At 58.8% G+C, this 21,802-nt stretch carries 22 protein-coding genes and 1 pseudogene; 6 read left to right on the top strand and 17 right to left on the bottom strand.

Annotation, left to right across the window (positions count from 1 at the left end; genetic code table 11):
* Positions 1-116 precede the first annotated feature (116 nt).
* Both BLU15_RS30025 and BLU15_RS40250 read left to right on the top strand, forming a co-directional pair.
* Entirely contained in the window at positions 117-392 is a 276-nt protein-coding gene (locus BLU15_RS30025; RefSeq protein WP_090300455.1) for a type II toxin-antitoxin system ParD family antitoxin, read from the top strand.
* Positions 373-674: pseudogene (locus tag BLU15_RS40250) on the top strand (type II toxin-antitoxin system RelE/ParE family toxin). Before BLU15_RS30025 ends, BLU15_RS40250 begins: the two are co-directional and overlap by 20 nt.
* A 319-nt stretch (positions 675-993) precedes the next feature.
* On the opposite strand, the gene BLU15_RS30010 reads toward BLU15_RS40250, so the two are convergent.
* The 16 genes from BLU15_RS30010 to BLU15_RS29935 all read right to left on the bottom strand — a co-directional run bounded on the left by BLU15_RS30010 (position 994) and on the right by BLU15_RS29935 (position 16,621).
* A complete protein-coding gene (locus BLU15_RS30010) occupies positions 994-2,364 on the bottom strand; it encodes an MmgE/PrpD family protein (RefSeq protein ID WP_090300453.1) in 1,371 nt (456 codons plus the stop codon).
* Between the two features lie 58 nt (positions 2,365-2,422).
* Positions 2,423-3,352: a carbon-nitrogen hydrolase family protein gene (locus BLU15_RS30005; protein WP_090300451.1), complete on the bottom strand. Its 930-nt coding sequence runs from the start codon at positions 3,350-3,352 to the stop codon at positions 2,423-2,425.
* Positions 3,352-3,999, bottom strand: a complete 648-nt coding sequence (locus BLU15_RS30000; protein ID WP_060643751.1) for an RraA family protein — start codon at positions 3,997-3,999, stop codon at positions 3,352-3,354. The genes BLU15_RS30005 and BLU15_RS30000 overlap by 1 nt, the downstream gene beginning before the upstream one ends.
* 33 nt (positions 4,000-4,032) lie before the next feature.
* Complete coding sequence (locus tag BLU15_RS29995) at positions 4,033-4,893, bottom strand: TauD/TfdA dioxygenase family protein (protein ID WP_090300449.1); 861 nt, start codon at positions 4,891-4,893, stop codon at positions 4,033-4,035.
* Between the two features lie 122 nt (positions 4,894-5,015).
* Complete coding sequence (locus BLU15_RS29990; RefSeq protein WP_060643749.1) at positions 5,016-6,104, bottom strand: ABC transporter ATP-binding protein; 1,089 nt, start codon at positions 6,102-6,104, stop codon at positions 5,016-5,018.
* The gene (locus tag BLU15_RS29985) at positions 6,101-6,904 is read right to left on the bottom strand and encodes an ABC transporter permease (RefSeq protein ID WP_034800199.1); all 804 of its coding nucleotides are present in this window, start codon (positions 6,902-6,904) and stop codon (positions 6,101-6,103) included. Before BLU15_RS29985 ends, BLU15_RS29990 begins: the two co-directional genes overlap by 4 nt.
* Positions 6,905-6,919: 15 nt before the next feature.
* Complete coding sequence (locus tag BLU15_RS29980; protein ID WP_060529703.1) at positions 6,920-7,684, bottom strand: ABC transporter permease; 765 nt, start codon at positions 7,682-7,684, stop codon at positions 6,920-6,922.
* A 119-nt stretch (positions 7,685-7,803) separates the two neighbouring features.
* Positions 7,804-8,844 carry an ABC transporter substrate-binding protein gene (locus BLU15_RS29975; RefSeq protein WP_090300447.1) on the bottom strand — a complete coding sequence of 347 codons (1,041 nt, stop codon included), beginning with the start codon at positions 8,842-8,844 and terminating at the stop codon, positions 7,804-7,806.
* A gap of 216 nt (positions 8,845-9,060) precedes the next feature.
* Positions 9,061-9,309 carry a hypothetical protein gene (locus tag BLU15_RS29970; protein WP_034800193.1) on the bottom strand — a complete coding sequence of 83 codons (249 nt, stop codon included), beginning with the start codon at positions 9,307-9,309 and terminating at the stop codon, positions 9,061-9,063.
* 276 nt (positions 9,310-9,585) lie between these two features.
* On the bottom strand, positions 9,586-10,023 hold the full coding sequence (locus BLU15_RS29965) for a type II toxin-antitoxin system VapC family toxin (protein WP_034800191.1): 438 nt from the start codon (positions 10,021-10,023) through the stop codon (positions 9,586-9,588).
* Positions 10,020-10,286 (bottom strand): AbrB/MazE/SpoVT family DNA-binding domain-containing protein, encoded by a 267-nt coding sequence (locus BLU15_RS29960; protein WP_034800189.1) that lies wholly within the window; start codon positions 10,284-10,286, stop codon positions 10,020-10,022. Before BLU15_RS29960 ends, BLU15_RS29965 begins: the two co-directional genes overlap by 4 nt.
* Before the next feature lie 379 nt (positions 10,287-10,665).
* Complete coding sequence (locus BLU15_RS29955) at positions 10,666-11,958, bottom strand: amidohydrolase family protein (protein WP_090300445.1); 1,293 nt, start codon at positions 11,956-11,958, stop codon at positions 10,666-10,668.
* Positions 11,955-12,896, bottom strand: coding sequence for an ABC transporter permease (locus tag BLU15_RS29950; RefSeq protein WP_034800188.1), 942 nt, complete (start codon positions 12,894-12,896; stop codon positions 11,955-11,957). Before BLU15_RS29950 ends, BLU15_RS29955 begins: the two co-directional genes overlap by 4 nt.
* 1 nt (position 12,897) lies before the next feature.
* Positions 12,898-13,947: an ABC transporter permease gene (locus BLU15_RS29945; protein ID WP_090300443.1), complete on the bottom strand. Its 1,050-nt coding sequence runs from the start codon at positions 13,945-13,947 to the stop codon at positions 12,898-12,900.
* The gene (locus BLU15_RS29940) at positions 13,937-15,466 is read right to left on the bottom strand and encodes an ABC transporter ATP-binding protein (RefSeq protein WP_090300441.1); all 1,530 of its coding nucleotides are present in this window, start codon (positions 15,464-15,466) and stop codon (positions 13,937-13,939) included. Before BLU15_RS29940 ends, BLU15_RS29945 begins: the two co-directional genes overlap by 11 nt.
* Before the next feature lie 129 nt (positions 15,467-15,595).
* Positions 15,596-16,621: a BMP family protein gene (locus BLU15_RS29935; RefSeq protein ID WP_090300439.1), complete on the bottom strand. Its 1,026-nt coding sequence runs from the start codon at positions 16,619-16,621 to the stop codon at positions 15,596-15,598.
* Positions 16,622-17,134: 513 nt separating this feature from the next.
* Between BLU15_RS29935 and BLU15_RS29930 the strand changes: the two genes are divergently transcribed.
* Together BLU15_RS29930 and BLU15_RS29925 are read left to right on the top strand one after the other, a co-directional pair.
* Complete coding sequence (locus BLU15_RS29930; RefSeq protein ID WP_089045890.1) at positions 17,135-18,289, top strand: amidohydrolase; 1,155 nt, start codon at positions 17,135-17,137, stop codon at positions 18,287-18,289.
* Positions 18,290-18,405: 116 nt separating this feature from the next.
* On the top strand, positions 18,406-18,687 hold the full coding sequence (locus tag BLU15_RS29925) for a hypothetical protein (protein ID WP_063979503.1): 282 nt from the start codon (positions 18,406-18,408) through the stop codon (positions 18,685-18,687).
* A 218-nt stretch (positions 18,688-18,905) separates the two neighbouring features.
* Here the strand turns inward: BLU15_RS29925 and BLU15_RS29915 are convergent, their stop codons facing one another.
* Positions 18,906-19,799 (bottom strand): nucleotidyltransferase and HEPN domain-containing protein, encoded by an 894-nt coding sequence (locus BLU15_RS29915; RefSeq protein WP_090300434.1) that lies wholly within the window; start codon positions 19,797-19,799, stop codon positions 18,906-18,908.
* 151 nt (positions 19,800-19,950) lie between these two features.
* Between BLU15_RS29915 and BLU15_RS29910 the strand changes: the two genes are divergently transcribed.
* Together BLU15_RS29910 and BLU15_RS29905 are read left to right on the top strand one after the other, a co-directional pair.
* A complete protein-coding gene (locus tag BLU15_RS29910; protein ID WP_082584582.1) occupies positions 19,951-20,910 on the top strand; it encodes a LysR family transcriptional regulator in 960 nt (319 codons plus the stop codon).
* Between the two features lie 148 nt (positions 20,911-21,058).
* Positions 21,059-21,763, top strand: coding sequence for an autoinducer binding domain-containing protein (locus BLU15_RS29905; protein ID WP_063979496.1), 705 nt, complete (start codon positions 21,059-21,061; stop codon positions 21,761-21,763).
* Positions 21,764-21,802 lie beyond the last annotated feature (39 nt).

Raw genomic sequence — 21,802 nt, 5'->3', positions numbered from 1 at the left:
TCTGGAACGGAGGGATTAAAGGAAAGGTTCGGATACATTTTTGTCGTCTTTAAATGAACGACTTCCGCCGCTGAGGCGCTACTGAGTAGCAACTTAGGCTCAAAGAAGATAAGCCGATGAGTGTGAAATCGTCGATCTCGTTGACCGAGCAGCAGGATTCGTTTGCCCGTTCGCTGGTGGAGAGCGGTCGGTATTCCAGCATGAGTTCTGTTCTTCAACATGGCCTGGAACTGCTACGCCAAAAGACCAAATCTGAGGCCGTCGAAACCGCAGCGCTCCGCGAATTGGTCCAGCAGCGATTGAACGGGCCAATGATTTCTGCGACGGAAATAGAAAGCGGCGTCGCGGCAATGATCGAGCGAAAGCGACGGGTTGTTCGTGTGGACTCTTGAATATTCTGAGGATGCCGAACGCGATTTCGAGTTGGTCTTCGATCATCTGTTCGACGCCTATGTCGAACTTGGGGATGCGCCTGACAGGCGGTGGAGCGCACTGCTAAACGGATCCGCAAAGTGCATGTCGAGGTCGATCGTCTCGTCGATAAGCCCTACGGGGTGCGCCCCGATATTCATCCCGGGATCCGGTTTCTACGGCGGGACAAGGCGGCTATTTGGTTTCTACCGGTGGAACATAGCCGCGCAATCGTTGTCGCGGCAATTTTCTACGGCGCGTAGGACCACATCAGAAATATGCTCGCACTTATGCTGGCGGGTTAAGATTCTTACAGCCCCGAGGCCCTCCTCAGATTGACCCTAAATCGGTCGCGTCGGCGGTGGTAGCTGCGGTTCTGCACGTGGGGCTCGTCGACGTCGGCCGTGGAGGGCAAGCCGGCGCGCAGCGAATGACTAGAGAATTTGGCTGCCCGCACGTCTTCGCTGAGGTCGCTATGCAGGCCAGGGGGAAGGACCGTGGGGACGCCCGTCCCCAAGGTGTTGATCTGCGGTTGCAGACTTAGCTTGCGAACAAAATGTGTCATGTCGGTCTATGCCGGTATCAGCTGACCAATACGCGAAGGAGCGTCCGGAGCGATCCCGCCTTATCCAGCGCGTACACGTTATCAATGGCTTCGCAAGCACCGCTGTCTCCCACGACCGGACTCGCAAGTCGCAAGAACTTACCCTCGAGAGCTGATTTCGGCATGGGGTTACTTGCCTCTCCCTCCGCAACGTCCACGTGCCTTTCGAAGCTTTGCCCGTCGCGCAACTGTAACCAAGCGCTTGCGGCGTGAGCGCCTCGAGGCGAGGCGTGGCTGGTATGTGGCCTGAGCTCGATACTGTCTTGAAACCGCCCGGCGATCTCGTCATGAAGCCAATCCTCCACGAACCAGTCGGGGCCGGGCTCGACGCCGAATACGGCCATGGCTATGGCGTGCGGTGCGCTGAACTGTGCTGCCCACATGTCCCGTGGACGCACTTTGCTAAATGGCGGTTCGCACACGATCGGAGGCGCGGTCACGATCAGCTTGGCATGCAATCCGTCGGCAGGATCAATGCCGGCCATACGGATGACGTCGCGGCTGGCCTGGACACTGCTTAGGATAAGTCGGCAGCAACTGAATGGCTTGAAGCCAACCCGAAGAATTTCGTAGGCGGCCCCCAAACCTTTGGTCAGTTTATCGAAACGGCACTCGTCGGCGCCCGCCATCCGCCAGAAACCTGTCTCACCCTCGAAGACATCCAAAGGCCCCTCGTAGCCGGCAGCGGCAAGGCGTGCGGCCAAGACTCCCATTTGCGCGGCCATGCCGAAGTTGTTCTTCGCCATCGAAGGCGCGTCTCCGTAGACGGTCTTCATGACGGACGCTACTGGCGCATTCGCAGCAGCGATCGCGATGGCATGCGCTGCTCGTCCGGCGTCGAGACGCATGAGTCTCGCGGCCGCTGCTGCTGCACCGAATATCTGCCAAGTCCCATGGCCGTGAATCGCCTTTCTGGGCTGAACGTGAGCCAGTGAGATGCCAACGCGGCAACTCACCTCATAGCCGATGATCACGGCCCCGAGGAATTCTGTGCCTGAAGACTTCGTGTGCTCAGCGACCGATAAGGCTGCCGCAATCACGGTGGCTCCGGGATGGCCCTTCTCGTAGATGTCGTCGAAGTCGAGCGCATTGATCAAAGTTGCCTTGACGAAGGCGGCAGCCGCCGGTTCGGCACAGCCACTGACAGGTCCGCCGGAGGAGGGTGCGACCTGGCTGTCCACCCGTAGGTTTCTCAGCATTCCAGCCGTGGGCAGCTGGCGCCCACCGAACAAGCAGCCAAGGGAGTCCAGAAGGCAAAGCTTGCTCTTGTCGAAAACGTCGCTCGGAACACGAGCGAGTGCTTCCTCGGCGATATAGCTGCCGAGCGTTTGCGTGATGAAAGCGGTCATATCGGTGTCCGATTACCCGACGATGGCGATTGGCGGTCCATTTTCAGGTGCGCGTTGTCTACGTGCTACTATAAGAAATTGGTGCCCCGAAGGTCTGCGCAGACGAGCTGCAAGAGGAATTGCAACGATCACTGCGCCTGCAACCTCGGTCGACGCGTGCTTGATCGACAAACGAAACCTTGTGCGACGCGGCGGGAATGAGCTTGCGGACTACCGCCACACGCTCGAGATCGAGGTGTGCGGAAACCACACCGACCTGATCGACGGCGCGGGCTACAACCTGTCCCCAGGGGTCGCAGACGAGAGAGTTGCCGTAGGTGAAACGGCGATCTCCGTCCGCTGCAGTGTAGCCTCCCCACTGACCACAGGCGACGAAATAGACCTGGTGCTCGATCGCGCGTGCACGGCAGAGCACTTCCCAGTGGTCCTTTCCCGTCTGTAACGTGAAGGCCGCGGGCAGAATGACCACATCGACGCCGGCATCTGCAAGCGCATCAAAGAGCCGGGGGAAGCGAAGGTCGTAGCAGATCGCACAGCCGATCCTGAAACCGCCGGATTCGTAAACGAACAGGCTTTCTCCAGGCGCAACGGTGGCGGATTCTCGATACATCTTGCCATCTGGCGTCTGGATGTCGAACAGGTGAACTTTGCGGTAGCGGCCGACCTCGTTACCTTCTGGGTCAAAGACGACCGTTGTGTTGTAGATCTTCGAACTTCCATCGACCCTTTCGAGCAAGCTGCCGCCGTGGATCCAGACCTTTTGCCGGGCGGCGAACGTCTGCAATATGCGATAGGCGTCGCCGCCCGGCATATGATCAGCCGCCGCCAGTTTCTCCGCCATCGTGCCGCCGGACCAGTCGAAATGTTCCGGGAGAACGATGAGATCTGGTGTATCGCGTGCGATTGCCTGCAGCATCAGGCTCTCGGCCGCGCGTAAATTGCTGTCGCGGTCGGGTTGGGAGTTCATCTGGACGAGGGAAATCTTCATTATACGATCCGATCCAGTTCGAAAATGGAATGGCCGGCCTCAAGGTAGGGCCGGAGCTTAAGGGAACGCTGTTGGCGCTCGAGGGCGACGTCCGCGATGCAGCGCATATCGGACGGATCGGCAACGAAGACACCCTCCGTATCTGCTAAGACCGCATAGCCGGGCAGCACGGCCGCCCCGCCGCATGCGATCGGGACGTTGATCGCGCCACCAATCTGGTGCCGGCGGCTGGTCGTCTTGGACGAGACTCCGCGACACCACACCGGGAAGCGGCTGGCGCGGATCTCCTCGATGTCGGTGCAAGGACCATCGACGATAATGGCGACAGCGCCACGCGCTCGGGCAGCAGCAACGACACCGCCGCCGACGCAGGCGACGTCGTCCCGGTCGACCCGGGAGATGACGAGAACATCTCCCGGGCGGAGCAGATCGATTGCCGTGTAGATGACGGCTCCATCACGGCCGGGCGCGGCGACCGTGACTGCCGTTCCAATTGCCTTGACCGGAAAGACCGGCGCAATTCCTGCCCCAACAAATCCAAGATATTCGAAGTGGCCGATGGTTGCGGTTTCGACTCCCTCAAGCAGGGTTCGCAATGCGTCCGGAATCGCTTGCAGCTGTTTTTCGATCTTGTAAGGCTGGGACATCGATGAACTCCGATCTGCCCTGTGGTTCACAAATCAGACCGGGCGCTCGCCGGATGTCGTCGTCCGATGCATAATCCGGATCGTATTCGGGTCGAATGAATCGCGCCGGTGCATCGTGCAACGGTTGTCCCACATCACGATGTCGCCCACGCTCCATTTCTGGACGAAGACTTCCGGCGTGTTGGTGGTGTGCTCCCAAAGCCTTGAGATCAGGTCGTTGCTTTCATCGAGCGGCAAGCCGACGATCCACGCCCCTTCCGACGTCCCGCCAAGATAAAGCGCTTTGCGGCCCGTCTCGCCGTGGCTTCTGACCAGCGGATGAACGATGCCGCTCCACTCGCGAAAATCCGCGCTCGTCGGTTCGCCTTTCCCGAGGCGCAATTTCCCCGTTTTGTCGTAGACGTTCTGGAAGAAGATCTGCCGCCCCTCAACAGCACTGCGTAGCTCCTCGGGGAGCGTTTCAAAAGCCTGGTAGGTCGACAGAAAATACGTGTCTCCGCCGGAAGGGGGAACCTCGATCGCCCTGAGGATGGCGCCGGCGGGCGGGCGCTCGTAGAACCATGTGTCCGTGTGCCACGTCGCCTCGCTGTTGCCGAGCGCGCCACTCGGCTTGCCGTCCTTCATCACATTGCTGATCACCAGGATTTCGCGATGGATCGGGTGTCCGCCTTCCTGCAATTGCTTGGGATGGATGACGAAATCTCCGAAGTGACGGGAGAAGTCGACCTGCTGCTGGTCTGTGATATCGGTCGCCCGAAAGCGAATGACGCCGTATTGCAGCCAGTAGGATCGAACTGCCGCAATGTCCGCGTCGTTGTAGTCGGAGAAATCGAACCCGACGATATCTGCACAGACGTTGCTGTCATTCTGGATTGCCGAAACTCTAGTTTTCATGTGTGTCTTCGCCTCTGTGTGGGAAGATCCCGGGCTCGGGATCACATAGAGCTTAGCGGAGTGATAAGTCGGAATTCCAATATCAATTCGTTTGCATTAATATTGGAATACAATGAATGTCACTATTGCTGCAGCAGTTGGACAGCGGAATGGGCGATTGCGAGATCTACGCGGCAGCCGGGCGAGAGCTTCTCGAGGCGGGTCGAGCGGATCATGGACTTCAAGGTGATCCCGCCATCGACGAGCATCCAGGCCTCGAGATAGGCGCCCAGATTGACGACCTTTTGGACGGTTCCGGTCAGGCGGTTTGCCGGTTCGTCGAGGGCCCCTGCCGCATCTGCGAGCCTAACGGCCTCCGGTCTGATACAGCAGAAGCGCACATCGTCAGGATCAACGTCCTCTGCCGGCTCGGCGGTGAGCACCGCCTTTCCCGCGCCGAGGGAAACCTTCAGCTTCCGATCGGCCCCGGTCTCTGCGGATGCCGGGAGGATATTGGACTTGCCTATGAAATCTGCCACGAAGGAGGTTCTCGGGCGGCCGTAGATATCCGCGGGCGCTCCTTCCTGCGCGACCACTCCGCCATGCATGACTATGATCCGATCGGACATGGCCATCGCCTCTTCCTGGTCGTGTGTGACATAGATGAAGGTCATGCCGAGATCTTCCTGGATCTCTTTCAGCTCGACGCGCATCGCTTCCCGGAGTTTAAGGTCAAGGTTTGAGAGCGGCTCATCGAGAAGCAGCACCGACGGCGAGGGCGCAATCGCCCGGGCGACTGCGACCCGTTGCTGTTGCCCCCCTGAAAGTTCCTTCGGATAGCGATCCTCAAAGCCCTCAAGATGGACACTTTTCAAGGCTCGTGAGACACCGTCGGCGATTTGCTCGCGGGGCCGGCCCTGCATCCTTAGGCCAAAGCCGACATTCTGGGCGACCGTCATATGCGGGAAGAGTGCGTAGTTCTGGAAGACCAGTCCGATTTTCCGGGCTTCCGGCGGGACGCCTTGCTGATCGCGGCCGCGAATTCGGATTTGTCCGCTCGAGGGCGCTTCAAATCCGGCGATCATATTGAGGGTCGTCGTCTTACCACATCCGGACGGACCAAGAATGCTGACGAATTTTCCCTTAGGGATGGCAAGGCTGATATCGTCGACGATGCGGTTTGCACCGAACTGCTTGCTGACGGAAAGGAGTTCAATATCGATGGTGGTCATTTGCTACCCCCGTGGAATTGGGCGGAGAAGCCGCCGATCTTTTCGAAAAGGATGATTACGCCAAGGATGAAGAGGAGCGATGCGACATTCACGGCCGCAAGCACCGGATCCAGGCTGTATTCGAGATGATTGATGACGGTAATCGGAAGTGTCGTCTGACCGGGTCTGACCAGGAAGACGGACAGCGGGATGTTGTTGAAGGAAATGATGAAGGCGAAGGTCATCCCCGAGAAGAGGCCGGAGCGGATCAGCGGCAACAGCACGTATCGGATCCTCTGCGTGACGCTAGCGCCCAATACGCGTGCCGCGCGGTCCAGCCGCTTGTCGAAACCAAACATCGCGGTGGCCGCCATGCGCACGACGTAGGGCAACGTCAGAATGATGTGAGCCATGACAAGGCCGGGTGTCCCTAGCAGGTCGTAAAGTCCAACCGAGGACAGGAATAGGACGACGGCCACGCCCTTGACGATTTGCGGGACCGACATGGGTGACAAGAGGAACGCCATGATGGCGGTATGCCCCGGACATTTTGCGTAGGCGACGCTATAAGCTCCAAGGACGCCGAGCAGTCCGCTAGCGAGCGATACGATGACGGCAAGTTCGACGCTGAGTAGAAACGGATCGAGCCAGCGGCTAGTCCATAGTGCCGCGTACCATTGAAAGGTCCATTCGCTTGGGATGAACGTCACAGCCGAAGTTGGACTGAAAGAGGCCGCAACGACGACCACCAGCGGAAGAGTGATAAAGGCAAGGATGGCGACAAGCGCCATCCTGAACAGATATGTGAGCAGTCGGTTCATCGGAGCCTCCCGAGATTAAAGGTGAAGTTTTTGGTGGAGGCGCGACTCCAGCCTGGATCCGACGAAGCCGGCGGCCAGCATCAGGATGAGAAGAACGTTCGCCATGACCGCCGCGAAGGGCCAATCGAGATAGAACAGCACCTGCTCGTAGACCATTGTGGCCATGACTTTGAAACCAGCGCCGCCAAGGAGGGCCGGGGTCGCATAAGCGCTTGCGGCCATGGTGAAGCCAATCAAGAAGGAGCTTACGATTCCTGGCACGGAGAGCGGCAGGATGATGTGCCGGATTACAGCAAGACGTGACGCGCCAAGAATTTGCGCAGATTTTTCCAGACTTGGGTTGATACCCTGGAGGCTCGTCAGAAGGGACAGCACGCCAAATGGCAGGATGACGTGAGTAAGCCCAACCACGACGCCGAAAAGGTTTTTCGACAAAGGCAAGGGTTCCGTAATCAATCCGGTCCACATCAGCGCGGAATTGATAAACCCGCGATCTTCAAGAATTATGAGCCAGCCATAGGTGCGAAGCACGACCCCCGCCAATTCGGGCGCAATGGCAAGCGCGAAGATGACCGTTCGCCAGCGCGACGTGGCGCGTGCCAGATAGTAGGCGAGAGGATAGGCTAGGACGGTCACGCAGAGCGCAACAAGGCCGGACATCACGACGGTGCGGGCCAGGCCAGCAAGGACAAGGTCGTTGCTGAAGAAGCGGCTGTAGCTCGCAAGTGTCGGGCTGCCCTCCGCTTGACTTTGAAAGCTGATCCCGATCATCATCCCCATCGGTATCGCGAAGAAGAGCACCAGGACGAGTGACGGCGCGATCAGCGGCAGAAGTCCCTTGACAGGGGCTCCGGCGGGCGGGGGCTTTGTCGGAGAAACAATGACGGCCATGATCTACCTCACTTGGCCGCCGCGACGACATCACGTTCCCATCGTTCGCCCCAGGCGGAAAGCCGTGTTGCGACCGCCGCGAGATCGGGCAACAGAAGGGCCTTTAGATCGGCCTCGGTGGTGATCTGCTTGGCGCGGATATCGGCGGGCACCTCGATGTCGATCCTGCCGCTGCCGACCTTGTAGCCGGTGACCCATGCCTCCTGGCTGGTCTTTTCGAGAAAGAAGTTCACGAACTTGAGAGCTGCGTCTCGGTTCGCCGCGTGCTTCGGCACGTTCAGGGTTGCGACCAAGGGGATAGAGCCTTCCTTCGGCAGAACATAGTCGACCGGCAAACCGCTATCGACGAGCAGCTGCGCGCGCCCGTTCCAGAATGGCATCGCCCAGACGTCGCCCCCTTTGAGGTACGTTTCCATGACTGAGGATGACTGCTCAAAGCCGATCGACTGTCCGGCGAGCTTGGCCATGGCGGCAAAGCCGGGATCGACGTTCTCGAGCAGATCTCCACCATGGGCGACCGAGAAGATCTCCATCAGGTAGGCGGCCATCACGTTTTGGAATGTCGGCAGGATGATTTTGCCCTTGAGGCCATCATCCAAGAGCGCGTTCCAGGAATTTGGACGCTCTGCCAGCTTGTCCGTCCGGTAAAGAAGCGAGAGATACTGTACTTCGTGAACCGCGCCGCAGGGACCAGCAACGCCGGCAATCGCCGACGACAGACGCTCAAGATTAGGAACCTCCTCTGGTGAAAACTCCTCAAGCAGGCCCTCCTTGCACCCTTCGAGCGATTGGGAAGCGGTCATTACGACGACGTCGAAGCCAGGGCGGCCATTCGTCGCCTTGATCTTGGCGTAATCCTGGGAGGCCGAACCGACGGCGTCGTAGATTACCTTTATCCCGAACCTGGCCTCGAAAGGCTCAATGATCCGCTCCCGAATGATAGTTTCGTACGGCCCGCCATAGCTGTTGACGATGAGCGTTTCGGCGTGGCCGTTCGCAGCCAAAACCATTGATACGATCGCGGGCGCGCACAGCGCAGTGTACTTCATGACGATCCCCTTTGTTGGTGTTGTCGGTACGGTGACATTGCGCCAGCCAGTCTTGCGATCTCCAATATCGATTTCCCGGTATTGATACTGAAATCATATCAATCGTGTTGCATTCGCTGAACTGGCCGACGGCTCAAAGCGGATTCGGTCTTGAGGGCCTCAAGCTCTATGAATCCGCGCTTGGGTTTATGCGCGTTGCCACAGGCAGCCGCTCTGTCACCCCGGCTGGCAGATTTCGTTGATTAGGCGTGGATTGGCTTTCAGGGATTTGAAGATATGAAGCCAGAACCGGTAATGGCTTTCGCGATTGAGATCCCTGGCCTCGAATGCGCGCTTGGCCGCAGCGGTCACGGCGTCGCAGCCGTAAAACTCCATCGCAAGTTCCACAGCCGCCGCCACCGCGACGTCATGTTGCGCACCCGCCTCGTTTGACGGTTCCAGTACATTCTTCAAAGGCTTCGACATGGCGACTCTCCTGTGAGAGTCCGGCGAGGAAATGTGGCCGGACGGTCTCACAGCGAAGATCGCGTCGTCCGGAAGCACACGGTGCCGCTCATATCGAACAGGTTGAATCTTAGCTTACTTCCCGCCCTGGGAGAAGTCCAAAACTCTGCGCTGAAATCTTTGGTCGAGCTTCTTTGAAGTTTTCGGGCTGACGCCCGAGATGATCTGGCTCCTGTGCAAGCTGTTAAGCGGCGCCGGCATTGCGGATGCGGGAGCCTTGCCTAACTTGATCATTTCTCAGTTGGATGCACCCCTAAGTTGCTTTGAGGTCGCGTCCAGCCAGTTTTCAACCCGAAGGTTGGGAATGCGCGTGAACTCACGGGCATTGGCTGTGACGAGGACTGCGCCTGCGGCACAGGCATGAGCAGCGATCAATAGGTCATTTGGGCCGATTGGTTTGCCTGCAGCTTCCAACTCAGTGCGGATGTTGCCGTACTTGGCGTCGGCGGGCACGTCGAGCGCGAGCACCAGAATGCTTTCTAGAAGGGCTTCGATTTGGGCCAGCAGCTTTGGGGAACCCTTCTTGGCGCATCCATAACGCAATTCTGCCGCCGTTATGATGCTGACGCAGATTGCCTCCGACCCGACCGCCGCAATACGTTCAGCGACCTGCCCTCTCGGGTTCCGAGCCAATTCGGACACGATATTTGTGTCCAGCATGAAAAGGTTGCTCACAGGTCGATTTCCTTGGCGGGCAACAAAGTCTCGTCAATATCTGGGAACTGATCTTCAGGCCCAAGAGGATCCAGACCTGCCAAGACTTCCAGCAGGTTCTTGCGACGCAGCGGCTCTATTATAAGCCGATCCCCGTCGCGATGGATCATCACTCGATCGCCGGGAAGCTCAAAGTCAGCCGGGATGCGAACAGCCTGGCTCTTGTTATTCCGGAAGAGCTTAGCTTCCCTCGCAGGAGGTTCGTTGTGTCTAATCTGCGGCATAAAACTCTCCTCTGCATATACATTTGCATATACACACTGACAAGCGAGATTTCAAGGGAGAGCTTGACTTACTCGGTGAAAGGAAGGTTTCCTGCAAACAGGATCGAGGCCGTGATAGCAGCCAAACTCGATCTCATGCGACCGGGGCAAGGTGGCAAAGTGTTGTGGCGTTCTGGTGCGGGAACAGATCGGTCTTCCGGTCGCGATCGAGGGATTTCGGAAAGCACTGCTGCAGCGCAAAGCCACGCTCGGCGACATTGCCAACCAGGCCGAACGTCGTGGTGTTGGCATGGTGATCTGCCCTATCTGGAGGCGCAGGCCGCCGACGTTTAGGGAAGTCAAAGATGTTGGCGCTTCGGTGCGCGGGTGCATATGCATATCAAAACGCTTGCAGTGGCACAATGTGACGGCGGTTGATGGTCGCGGGACGGCCCTTAATGGACAGAGTCGTATCGCGCTTTTCGCGTTCTGCCACGACCTTGCCCTTTGCGACGACACAAAGCCGCTCGGCACGCAGGCGCACCGCCTCGATGGGGTTGCCCGCATGGAGTACGATGAGGCTTGCGGATTTGCCCACGGCTAGACCGAGATGATCGAGGCCCATAATCTCGGCATTGATCTTGGTGACCATGTCGAAGCAGGTGCGCATGTCTGTGGGCGAGGACATCTGGGCGACGTGCATTCCCATGAAGGCGACGTCGAGCATATCGGCTGTACCGAGGGAATACCAGGGATCGAGCACGCAATCCTGACCCCAGCCGGTGCGGATGCCGGCCTTCAGCATCTCGGGCACTCGCGTCAGGCCACGGCGCTTAGGGTAGGTGTCGTGGCGCCCCTGAAGCATGATGTTTATGAGTGGATTGGGGATCACTGAGATGTCGGCTTCCGCAATCAGCGGCAGTAGCTTCGAGACGTAGTAGTTATCCATCGAATGCATCGATGTAAGGTGCGAGGCAGCTACCCGGCCTTGCAGGCCGAGCCTCTGGGTCTCATAGGCAAGCTGCTCGATATGGCGCGATAACGGGTCGTCCGTCTCGTCACAATGCAGGTCGACCATCACGCCGCGCTTTACCGCGATCTCGCATAGTTCGGTAACGGAACGCGTGCCGTCGGACATGGTCCGCTCAAAATGCGGAATGCCACCGACGATGTCGACGCCCATGTCGAGGGCGCGGATGGTGTTTTCGCGAGCATTCGGGGAGCGATAGAACCCGTCCTGCGGGAAGGCGACAAGCTGGAGGTCGATATAGGGGGCGATCTCCTTCTTAACCTCTAGCAGTGCTTCCACCGCAAGAAGGCGGTCGTCGCATGTATCGACATGGGTGCGGATGGCGAGGAGACCCATCGAGACAGCCCAGTCGCAATAAGCTAGCGCCCGCTGCTTGACGGCCTCGTGGGTCAGGAGCGGCTTGAGTTCGCCCCACAGCGCGATGCCTTCGAGCAGCGTACCTGAGGCATTGATACGTGGCAGGCCGTAGGACAACGTTGCGTCCATATGGAAATGCGGATCGACAAAGGGCTGACTGACGAGGTCGCCCGAGGCATCGACGACACGACCAGCCTCGGCATCGATGCGTGGCTCGATCGCGGCGATCCTATCGCCCTTGATGCCGATGTCGGCGACGTTGCCATCGGGTAGCGTGCCACCTTTTACGATCAGGTCAAAACTCATCTTTCGCCTTTCTGGTACGGGATCATCAAAGCTTTAGGGTATGCGGCACGACGTGCGACCAGGATCAGCGCCAGGATCGACAGCGCATAGGGCATCATCAGGAAAACCTGATAGGGCACGATGCCGCCCGAAATTTGCTGCAGACGAACCTGATAGGCATCGAAGGCGGCGAAGAGGACGGCGCCGATCAGCGCCTTTCCTGGCCGCCATGAGCCAAAGACGACGAGTGCGATGCAAATCCAGCCGCGTCCATTGATCATCTGGAAGAAGAACGAGTTGAAAGCCGAGGTGGTGAGAAAGGCGCCGCCGACCGCCATCAACGCGCTACCGACGACAACGGCGCCCATGCGGATGCCCGTGACCGAAATGCCCTGCGCTTCGACCGCTGACGGATTTTCGCCGGCAGCACGAACGGCGAGACCGATGGGCGTGCGATAGAGGATCCAGGCAACGGCTGCAACCGAGATGAATGCGAGATAGGTCAATGGCGTCTGGGTAAACAGCGCCTCGCCAACGACCGGGATGCTGGATAAGCCCGGGATCGGCAGGGGCTGGAACGGCTCGATTTTGGGCGGCGACGTCACTTCGGGCAGCGCAAGGCGATAGACGAAATAGGTAAGGCTTGTGGCAAGTAGCGTAACACCGATGCCGACGACGTGCTGCGAAAGGCCGAGTGGTACCGTAAGCGTCGCATGCAGCAGGCCGAACATGGCACCGAAAAGGGCAGCGACCAGCAAGCCGGCCCAAAGATCGCCGCCGGAATATACGGTAAACCAGCCGGCGAAAGCGCCTACCGTCATGATCCCCTCGATGCCGAGGTTAAGAACGCCCGCGCGCTCGCAGATCAACTCGCCCATCGTCGCGAAAATCAGCGGAGATGCTATGCGGATTGCGGCAACCCAGAAAGAAGCGGTGAAGAGGATTTCGAGCGCGTCCATGTCACCTCCACCTGATTCGGAATCGCGTCAGAAGGATCGCGACAACCATCGTCAGTAACGAGGTGGCGACCATGACGTCGGCTATGTAACTCGGTACCTTGGCCACTCGGCTCATGGCATCTGCGCCGACGAAGATGCCGGCGACGAAGATGGCAGAGGCGATGACGCCGAGCGGATTCAGCATGGCCAGCATAGCGACGACGATGCCCGCGTAGCCGTAGCCTGGCGACAGGTCGAGCGTCAGGTTGCCTTTGAGCCCGGAGACTTCGGAAAAACCCGCGAGAGCGGCCAATCCTCCCGAAAGCAACGCCGTCTTCATCAGAGTGCGGTCGACCAGAATTCCGACAAAACGTGCGCCCTCGGGATTGATGCCGACGGCGCGCATTTCGTAACCGAGAACCGTCTTTTTCATGACGAGCCAGATGAGGACGGCCGAAGCAAGGGCGATGATGAAGCCATAGTGCAGGCGCTTGCCCTGGATAAGGCGCGGCAGTTGTGCTTCGGCAATGACCTTCTGCGATTGCGGCCAGCCGAGCCCCATCGGATCCTTGAGCACACCTTCGAGCAGCATCGACACGAACAGCAGGACGATGAAGTTAAGCAGCAACGTTGTGACCACCTCGTCGACGCCGAAACGCGTCTTCAGCACGGCTGGGCCGAGCAGAAGCAACGCGCCTGCGGCCATGACGGCGACCATAATTACCGGGATTAGAACAACCGAAGGCAGGGGCAGTGCGCCCGTTCCCAGCGCCACGGTGACGACGCCACCGATGTAGAGTTGGGCTTCTGCGCCGATGTTCCAGAGCTTTGCCCGAAAGGCGACGGCGATCGCCAAACCCGTGAAGATCAGTGGCGTCGCCCGGGTCAAGGTCTCTAGGAATGCGAACTGTGAGCCGGCCGCCCCCTTCGCCACAAGATAGAAGACGGACAGTGGGGAAGCGCCGGCGGCGAGAACCAGTACCGACGTCAGCACCAGTGTGGTGCCTATGGCAGCCAGCGGAAACAGCAAGGTGATCGCCAGGGACAGCGCGGGTTTCGGTTCAAGCCGCATGATCGCCGCGCTCCCCGCTGTGGCCCGCCATCAGTTCCCCCAGTTCCCGAATGCTGCGTTCGCCCCTTGCAGAGGGTGTGGAAAGGCGCCCCTTGAACATAACGAAGATGCGGTCGGACAATGCCAGGACTTCTTCGAGATCTTCCGAAATGAGCAATATCGCGGCGCCCCGATCTCGCGCTAAGAGCAGCATGCGATGAACATAGGCGACGGCGCCGACATCGAGGCCGCGTGTCGGCTGACTTGCCAGGATGACCGCGGGGTCGGCATCAAGGGCCCGGCCGAGAATGAGCTTCTGCATGTTGCCGCCTGAGAGTAGGCGTATGCGTGCTTCGGGCGAAGGGCATTTGACGTCGTAGTCGGCAATGAGTTTCTCTGCGAAACGCCCGGCGGCTTTCCAATTCAGGAAGCCCATGCGGCTGAACCGAGGGCTTCGGTAGCGTTCGGCGATGACATTTTCCGTCACGCTCATGTCGCCGATGCTGCCGATAGCGTGGCGGTCTTCCGGAATGCGGGCCACGCCATGTGCGAGCGCGGCGCGCGGCGACCAGTCGGCGACGTCCCGTCCAGCGATGGAAATGCTGCCGCTGGTGGGACGCCGGATGCCGGCTATAAGGGCAGCAAGGACAGCCTGACCATTGCCGGCGACGCCGGCAATTCCGGTGATTTCACCGGCTGTAAGGGTGAGCGATACTTTGTCGAGGCCCGCCCCGTTGTAGGCCGTTGCGGAGACCTGTTCGAGTGCGAGCAGCGGTGCTCCGAGCTTCAGCGGACTGACGTTGGCTGGCTTGACCTCTTTTCCAACCATGAGCGCTGCCAGTTCTTTGCGATCGGTCGAACCTGTTTCGCGCTCACCGACGAGCTGGCCGGAACGCAGAACCAGCACACGATCGCTGACGGCCATCACTTCGTGTAATTTATGAGAGATAAAGATGATCGACAGGCCTTTGGCGACGAGCAGCTTCAGCGTCCGGAACAGTGCCTCAGTCTCGGCGGGGGTTAAGACAGCCGTCGGCTCGTCCATGATTAGGATTCGGGCTTCGCGATAAAGAGCCTTTAGAATCTCGACGCGCTGTCGCTCGCCGACTGAAAGGCTGGAGACGGTAGCTGTGGGGTCGACGGCGAGGCCGAAATCGGCGGACAATCGCTCGATGCGCCGTCGCGCGGCGGCCCGGTCGAGCCGCAGGCGCCAAATGCTCTGCGTGCCAAGCGCAATGTTTTCCTGCACCGTCATGTTGTCAGCGAGGGTGAAGTGCTGGTGAACCATGCCGACGCCGGCATCTATGGCAGCGCGCGGATCTCCCGGCGGCAGCGGCTTGCCAAATGCCTCGACGGTTCCTTCGTCGGCGACGTAGTGGCCGAACAGAATGTTCATCAGAGTCGTCTTGCCGGCGCCGTTCTCCCCGAGAAGTGCTATGACTTCGCCCTGCTTGAGTTCAAACGAAATGCCGTCGTTAGCCCTGAGTGGGCCGAAGCGCTTGGTGATGCGGGAAAGACGAAGGGCGGTTTTGCTAGACACGTCGGCGACCGGAAGAGGAGTTGTGGGGACTTCCTTTCCCGTCCAAGGAGAGAATGGTCGCTGTTGGCGAAGTGTAATTCCTGGTCCGCCACAGCCGACCACTTCTCCCATGAACGCGAGGAAGGAAGGCTAGGTCGACTTCGGCTCGGCGTCGTTGATCTCGACGGCGAACGAACCGTCCTTGATCATCTTTTCCTTTTCCGCGACCTTGACCTTGATGGCGTCCGGAACCTTGCTCTCAAAGGTGCCGAAAGGCGCCAGTGAACAGCCGCCGTTTTTCATGAAGGAATAGATGCCATAGTCGTCAGCCTTGAACGCGCCGGCCTTCACTTCGCTGATCGCCTTGTCTAGCGTCGGTTCGAAATGCCACAGTGCGGATGCGACAACGGTGTCCGGATAGTCCGCCTGGGTATCGATGACATTGCCGATGGCCAAGACCTTCTTCTCCTTGGCGGCGTCGGACACACCAAAACGTTCAGCATATAGCAAGTCCGCACCCCCATCGATCTGGGCGAAAGCGGTCTCTTTGGCCTTTGGCGGATCGAACCATGAGCCGATGAAGGCGACCTGGAATTTGGTGTCCGGGGCCACTTCCTTCACGCCGGCCATGAATGCATTCATCAGCCGGTTAACCTCTGGGATCGGATAGCCTCCCACCATGCCGATGTTCTTGGACTTCGTCATTGCGCCGGCGACAAGGCCGGACAGATAGGATGCGTCCTGGATATAGTTGTCGAAAACTGAGAAGTTCGGAATAGCGGCGTCGGGCTTGAAGCTCGAGCCCATCAGAAAGGCGACATCCGAGTAGTCTTTGGCAACCGTGCGGGCCGCATCCTCGACGCCGAAGACCTCGCCAAGGATCAACTTGTGACCCGCCTCGCAATACTCACGCATGACGCGCTCGTAATCGTTGTTCGCGGTGTTTTCCGAATAGACATATTCGATGTCGCCGCGCTCCTTGGCTGCATTCGCTGCCTTGTGGATACGACTGACCCACTGCTGCTCGACCGGAACGGTGTAGATGGCCGCCACCTTTATCGGATCCGCAGCGAGCAGACGGCCCGGCAGACCCGTCGCCGCCACCACGGCGGAAGCGCCAGCAGCTTTGATCAGGGTTCTTCTGGAAATGGCAAAATTGAAGGAATCGCTTTGCATTAAGTTCCCCTCTGATTGATTGCGCGTTTGGCGCGCGTCTTTTTTACCACTTGGTCAATGTAGGGGAAGTTGGAGTTTGCAGCAATTGGGGTGTGGTACGCCATTCAACCGGATATGACGCAGCTTGCGCGACAAGCTCTGTGCAGTCTGAACAAAGACGTGTCGCGTCTGAAGCCGCTAACCGATCATTCAAGTTGGAGGCCTCACTTGAAGACCGAGAGCCGTGCGTACTTTGGGCGCAGTTTCGAGAAACCGGTTTCTTGGTTGCGACCTGGGCGAACAAGTTCCAGTGCGACCGGCAAAGCAAGTGTGAGATCGGGCTGAAGTCGATCCACTGCAGCTGTGTCCAACGACGTCTTTCGCGCTTCTCTTTCAATAGCGAAGATGGTCTAAGGTCGTGGCTGGGAGACTTTTGAAGGGGCCAGGTCACCAGGATCATGCGTTGTCCAGAGGCATGAGCAGTGGAGCCGGAAACTGGAGCTTCTATCCTGATAAAGAAGCGGAGGCGCGTGAATGTTTCTGATCGACCGTGAACTTGAGGCGCTCACCGTTTTTCGGCGCGAGCTGCACCGGCGGCCGGAAGTCTCGGGCGAGGAGCGGGAGACGGCGGATACGATCGTCAAGGCTCTGGCCGAGACGAAACCGGATGCGGTGATCACAGGTCTTGGCGGGCACGGAGTGGCGGCGATCTATGAGGGCCGAGAGCCAGGGCCGACGGTGATGGTGCGTGCCGAGCTCGACGGGTTGCCGATCGAGGAGATCTCGGAGATCGGCCATCGCTCGGAGATCAAGGGCAAGGGGCATCTCTGCGGCCATGACGGCCACATGACGATCCTGATGGCGCTTGCCAAAGGGTTCGCTCAAATACGGCCAGCGAAGGGGCGGGCGATCCTGATGTTCCAGCCGGCGGAGGAAAACGGCGCCGGTGCTGCGGCGGTGCTTGCCGACCCAAAATTTGAAGAGATCAAGCCGGATCTCGTCTTCTCGCTGCACAACTTCCCGGGATTAAGTTTTGGCCGTGCGGCGCTGCGCTCAGGGCCGGTCAATTGCGCCTCGCGGGGCATGCGGATTTCGCTTTCCGGCAAGACCGCGCATGCCTCGACGCCGGAGGACGGCATTGCGCCGACCTTTGCGATGGCCGCCTTGCTTTCCGGGCTGACGGCGCTTGGCAACAACGGGCCGCTTAACGAGGATTACACGCTGGTCACGGTGACGCATGCCCGCCTCGGCGAGGCGGCCTTCGGCATCAGCCCCGGCTATGCCGAGATCTGGGCGACGCTGCGCACACTGACCGACGAGCGCATGGCCGATCTCGTCGCCCGGGCCGAGTGGCTGGTTGCGAAAGAGGCCGGTGCTGCCGGGCTGAAGGTCACGATCGGCTACGAGGACGTGTTCCACCAGTGCAGCAATGCGGAACGCGCCGTGACGGCGCTTGGACGGGCCATGGACGAGGAGGGCGTCAGCCGTGACCGCGGCGAGGGCGTGCTGCCAATGAAGGGTTCGGAGGATTTCGGGCTTTTCGGGCGCGTGGCGCCAGCGGCGATGTTCTTCCTCGGCGCTGGCGAAAACCACGCGCGGCTGCACAATCCTGATTATGATTTTCCCGATGGCCTGATCGGTATCGGCGCCAAGGTGTTCATGCGGGCGATCCGCAACGAACTGGGGTGAGGGCGCCGGACGGTCGCTTGCACGGCGGGCGCCGTGACGGCACTCTCTCACAGTGCGCAGTTTCGGCCGAGAGCCGTTTCACGTCGCGCCGGATGTACGCTGAGAAGGAGCAGGGGATGAGGCAGTTCAACATTCGTGTCGCGCTTTGCCTGGCGCTTGCCATCGCGGGGATGACCGCCGCTCAGGCGGCGGATACGCCGGCTGCCGATGCTGTTCCTGAGCCGCAGCAGACCGAGAATGCCAGCCTGCAAGACTTCATCAAGGCCAATCCGGATTGCCTGGAATTCACCGATCAATGCTCGCACTGCGTTATCGTTAATGGCATTGCCGAATGCTCGACGGCGGAGATTGCCTGCATCAAAGGAGAGAACCAGTGCACCAGGCGCATCGCTAATTGATGCATCCTGCAAACAGGACGACTATCAGGACCTCGTTGGGCGAAGCCTTGAAGCGCGGCAACATAGACACTGCACAAAGATGGGGCGCCGACGGCAGGGACGTCTCGGGCATGGTCGAGGGCGCCTTCGGGCGGCACGATCCCGAGGTTGATCGCGCCCTGATCTCATTTCAACGCATGCCGTGCCGAGCTGTAGGTATGTGGGAGCTGGGCTGAGCCCTATTCCAATTCCGCCAGCCGCTCCTGACAGATCATCTCGACGAGGCGGAGGAGATGCTCCGTCCGCTCGAGAAGCCAGCCGAGCCCTTCCTCGGTGATCTCGAAGTGCTTCGAATAACGTGCTTTCACATAGGCTTCGTTGAGAACGTTGTACCAGGCGGTAAAGCGATGCTGGTCCCGCGGCCAAGCCTCGACGAGCCGCTGGTCGCGATCCTCGGCGAGACCGCGGAGAAATTTGAGGTTGTGCGACGGCGGGCTGTAGTTGGTGAGGACCAAGAGAACCGCCGCGTACGATTGTTCGATCGCTTGGTGCAGTAGAAAAGCCGCTTCTTTGAGGTCGTGTTCCCTGACGCAGAACGTTGCGGTCTTTAAGAAGACCCTCGCGTGAGGTATCCGGTCATCGAAATACTCCTTGGCAAATCGAAACGCATCAGCTGGGGAGAGCCGTTTCGGCTCGGCCAGCGGCCGGTCGTCGAGTTCGTAGAGCACGATGCCCTCGCGCAGAATATCGACGAAGAAATATTGTCCGTCCGCAAGGAAGTTGTTCACCTCCCGGGCGCCATGGACGATCAGCCCAACCGGCGTCGAGACCCCCTTGTCCCACATCAGACGGTCGGTAGCCTTATCCCAGTATTGCGGTTCTGCGAGCTTCTTCGAATTGACAATGACGAGGATATCGTAATCGGAGCGATAGCCCTTCATCGTATGCGGTTCGTCAACAAAGGTGCCGCGGGCGTAGGAGCCGAAGAGGATGATTTTCAGGATCCGACCGCGCTTCTTGAAGTCGGCCGAGCCCCCCTCGAGTGCATCGGCAAACTCCTCGTGAATGATCTCCACGACGCGCGCAATCTCGCGCTGCTTCTTCTCGGGAAGATGTTCCAGGCTCGTTTTCATACTCAACCGATAGGATAAAGACGATTCGCCGTCTACTGCAGCAATTTATGGGTTTCGTGTTATTAAAAAATAACAGATTGATCTAACTCCGCGATTAATGGATGATATGTGTCCTTGTAGACTGGCTTGCGTGGATGCAGAGGACAGGCGAATGGAATTCCGTCAAATGAGGTGTTTTGCAACCCTGGCCGAGGAGTTGCATTTCGGGCGCGCTGCGGCGACGCTCTCCATGGCGCAGCCCGCCCTTAGCGTGCAGATACAAACGCTGGAAAAGGAGCTCGGCGTTCAGCTTCTCATCCGCTCTACGCGTCGTGTTCAACTGACAAAAGCCGGCGAAGTTTTTTACGAGCGGTGCATCAATGTTCTGCGGGAGATCGAAAACAGTTCCGCTATCGTCCGGGCCGTTGCGGGCAAGAATGTCGATCGGATCACCATCGGAACCATATATCCCGCGACCTTCGGTGTCTTGCCGCTTTTTCTGAACAAGCTCGGCAAGCGATTTCCCGATATTCAGATCCACGTGAGCAGTGGTTCCACCGATGCAATCATCCGCGACCTGGAGAAGGGCCGTATCAACCTTGGCTTCATCCGGCCGGTCGAAAACATCGGATCGCTCCGTTGGCAGAGCATCGCCAACGAACGATATCTTCTGGCGGTGCCACTTGGCAGCCGGCTTGAGACGGCGGAGACCGTCACAATGAGCGATCTGAAACGGGAACGGATCATCTCCTTTTCCCGCTCAAATCTATCTTACACGGAAAAGTACTTCTTCGAGCAGTTCAGAAAATTTGGCCTTCTCGATCAGGTTGCCTGTAGTTGCGACGACACGCTCTCGTTGGTTTCGCTGGTTGCGGCCGGGATGGGCGTAGGTTTCGTGCCGGAATGGACCAGAGATTTGCCCCACCAGTCGTTCCGCCTTCGGGAAGTGGAGGGGGTGGATTTCACGATCGGCATGGGGCTTGCGTGGAACAAAGAGGACCCGACCGCGAACCGTGAAGAGATCGTAGAAGTTGCCCGCACGCTGGCCGCGGCATCGAGATCGCTTAAAGCTGTGGGTGACGATACCGGAAGAAGCAACACCAAGCGCGGTCTTCCGGCCCATGGCGAATAGGTAGGTAAGTGGCAACGTAAGCCGTCAGAGGTTGGCGATGGGGGTCCTTGGCAGGAGCACAACTTGCCGGCGGCTCTCCAAAAGGTCCAGAATGTCGCTGGGCCGAGTATTGTTTGAGTAAGACGAGAGGGCAAAAAAGGAGGAGAAGGTGAAGGGCTGGTTTCAGAAGCTAACCGATGTTTCCACCGTGGCGCGCACCAAGGAGATGTTCAATGAAGCGCTCACCGAGCTCGCGCAAGAGCTCGGCTTCGAGTATTACGCCTACCTTAATCTTCAACCAATCGGAACATTCGCCGTTTCGAATTATCATCCTGAATGGCAGGATTGGTACTTCGCCAAAAGCTTCAACGAGATCGATCCCGTGATCCAGATTGCAAGGGCGACGATGAAGGCGTTCACCTGGTCTTCCGAAAATTCAAGGACTGTCAGATCGAGGCGCGTTCGGCAGTTTTATCTGGATGCCGCCGGTTTCGGTATTCGGTCGGGGATCACCATTCCAGTCGCGACTGCGTTCAGACGTATAGCAATGCTGACCATGGCCTCACACAAGCCTTCCCTCTCGCTGAAAGGTGATGTCGATCCGGTAGCGGCCGCCATGGCGGTCGCCCAGCTTCATGTGCGGATCGAGCAAACGAACATTGAGCCTACAGCAAAACCGAGCATCGCTTTGACCACTAGACAGGCGCTTATGCTTAAGTGGGCGTCCGAGGGCAAATCCATGAGAGCAATCGCCGACATCGAGAACATGACCTACTGGAACGTCAACTTCCACATGAATAATGCGCGCAGGAAGCTAAATGCCTACTCGCTTCCGCAGGCGACGGCTCTGGCGACGAAGCTAAAGCTGATTTGAAGCCAAGCGCTTCGCCGCCAAACGTCTGAAGTCGAATTT

Source organism: Ensifer sp. YR511 (assembly GCF_900103045.1).
GTDB lineage: Bacteria > Pseudomonadota > Alphaproteobacteria > Rhizobiales > Rhizobiaceae > Ensifer > Ensifer adhaerens.
This window is presented reverse-complemented; position numbering and strand designations above follow the sequence as displayed.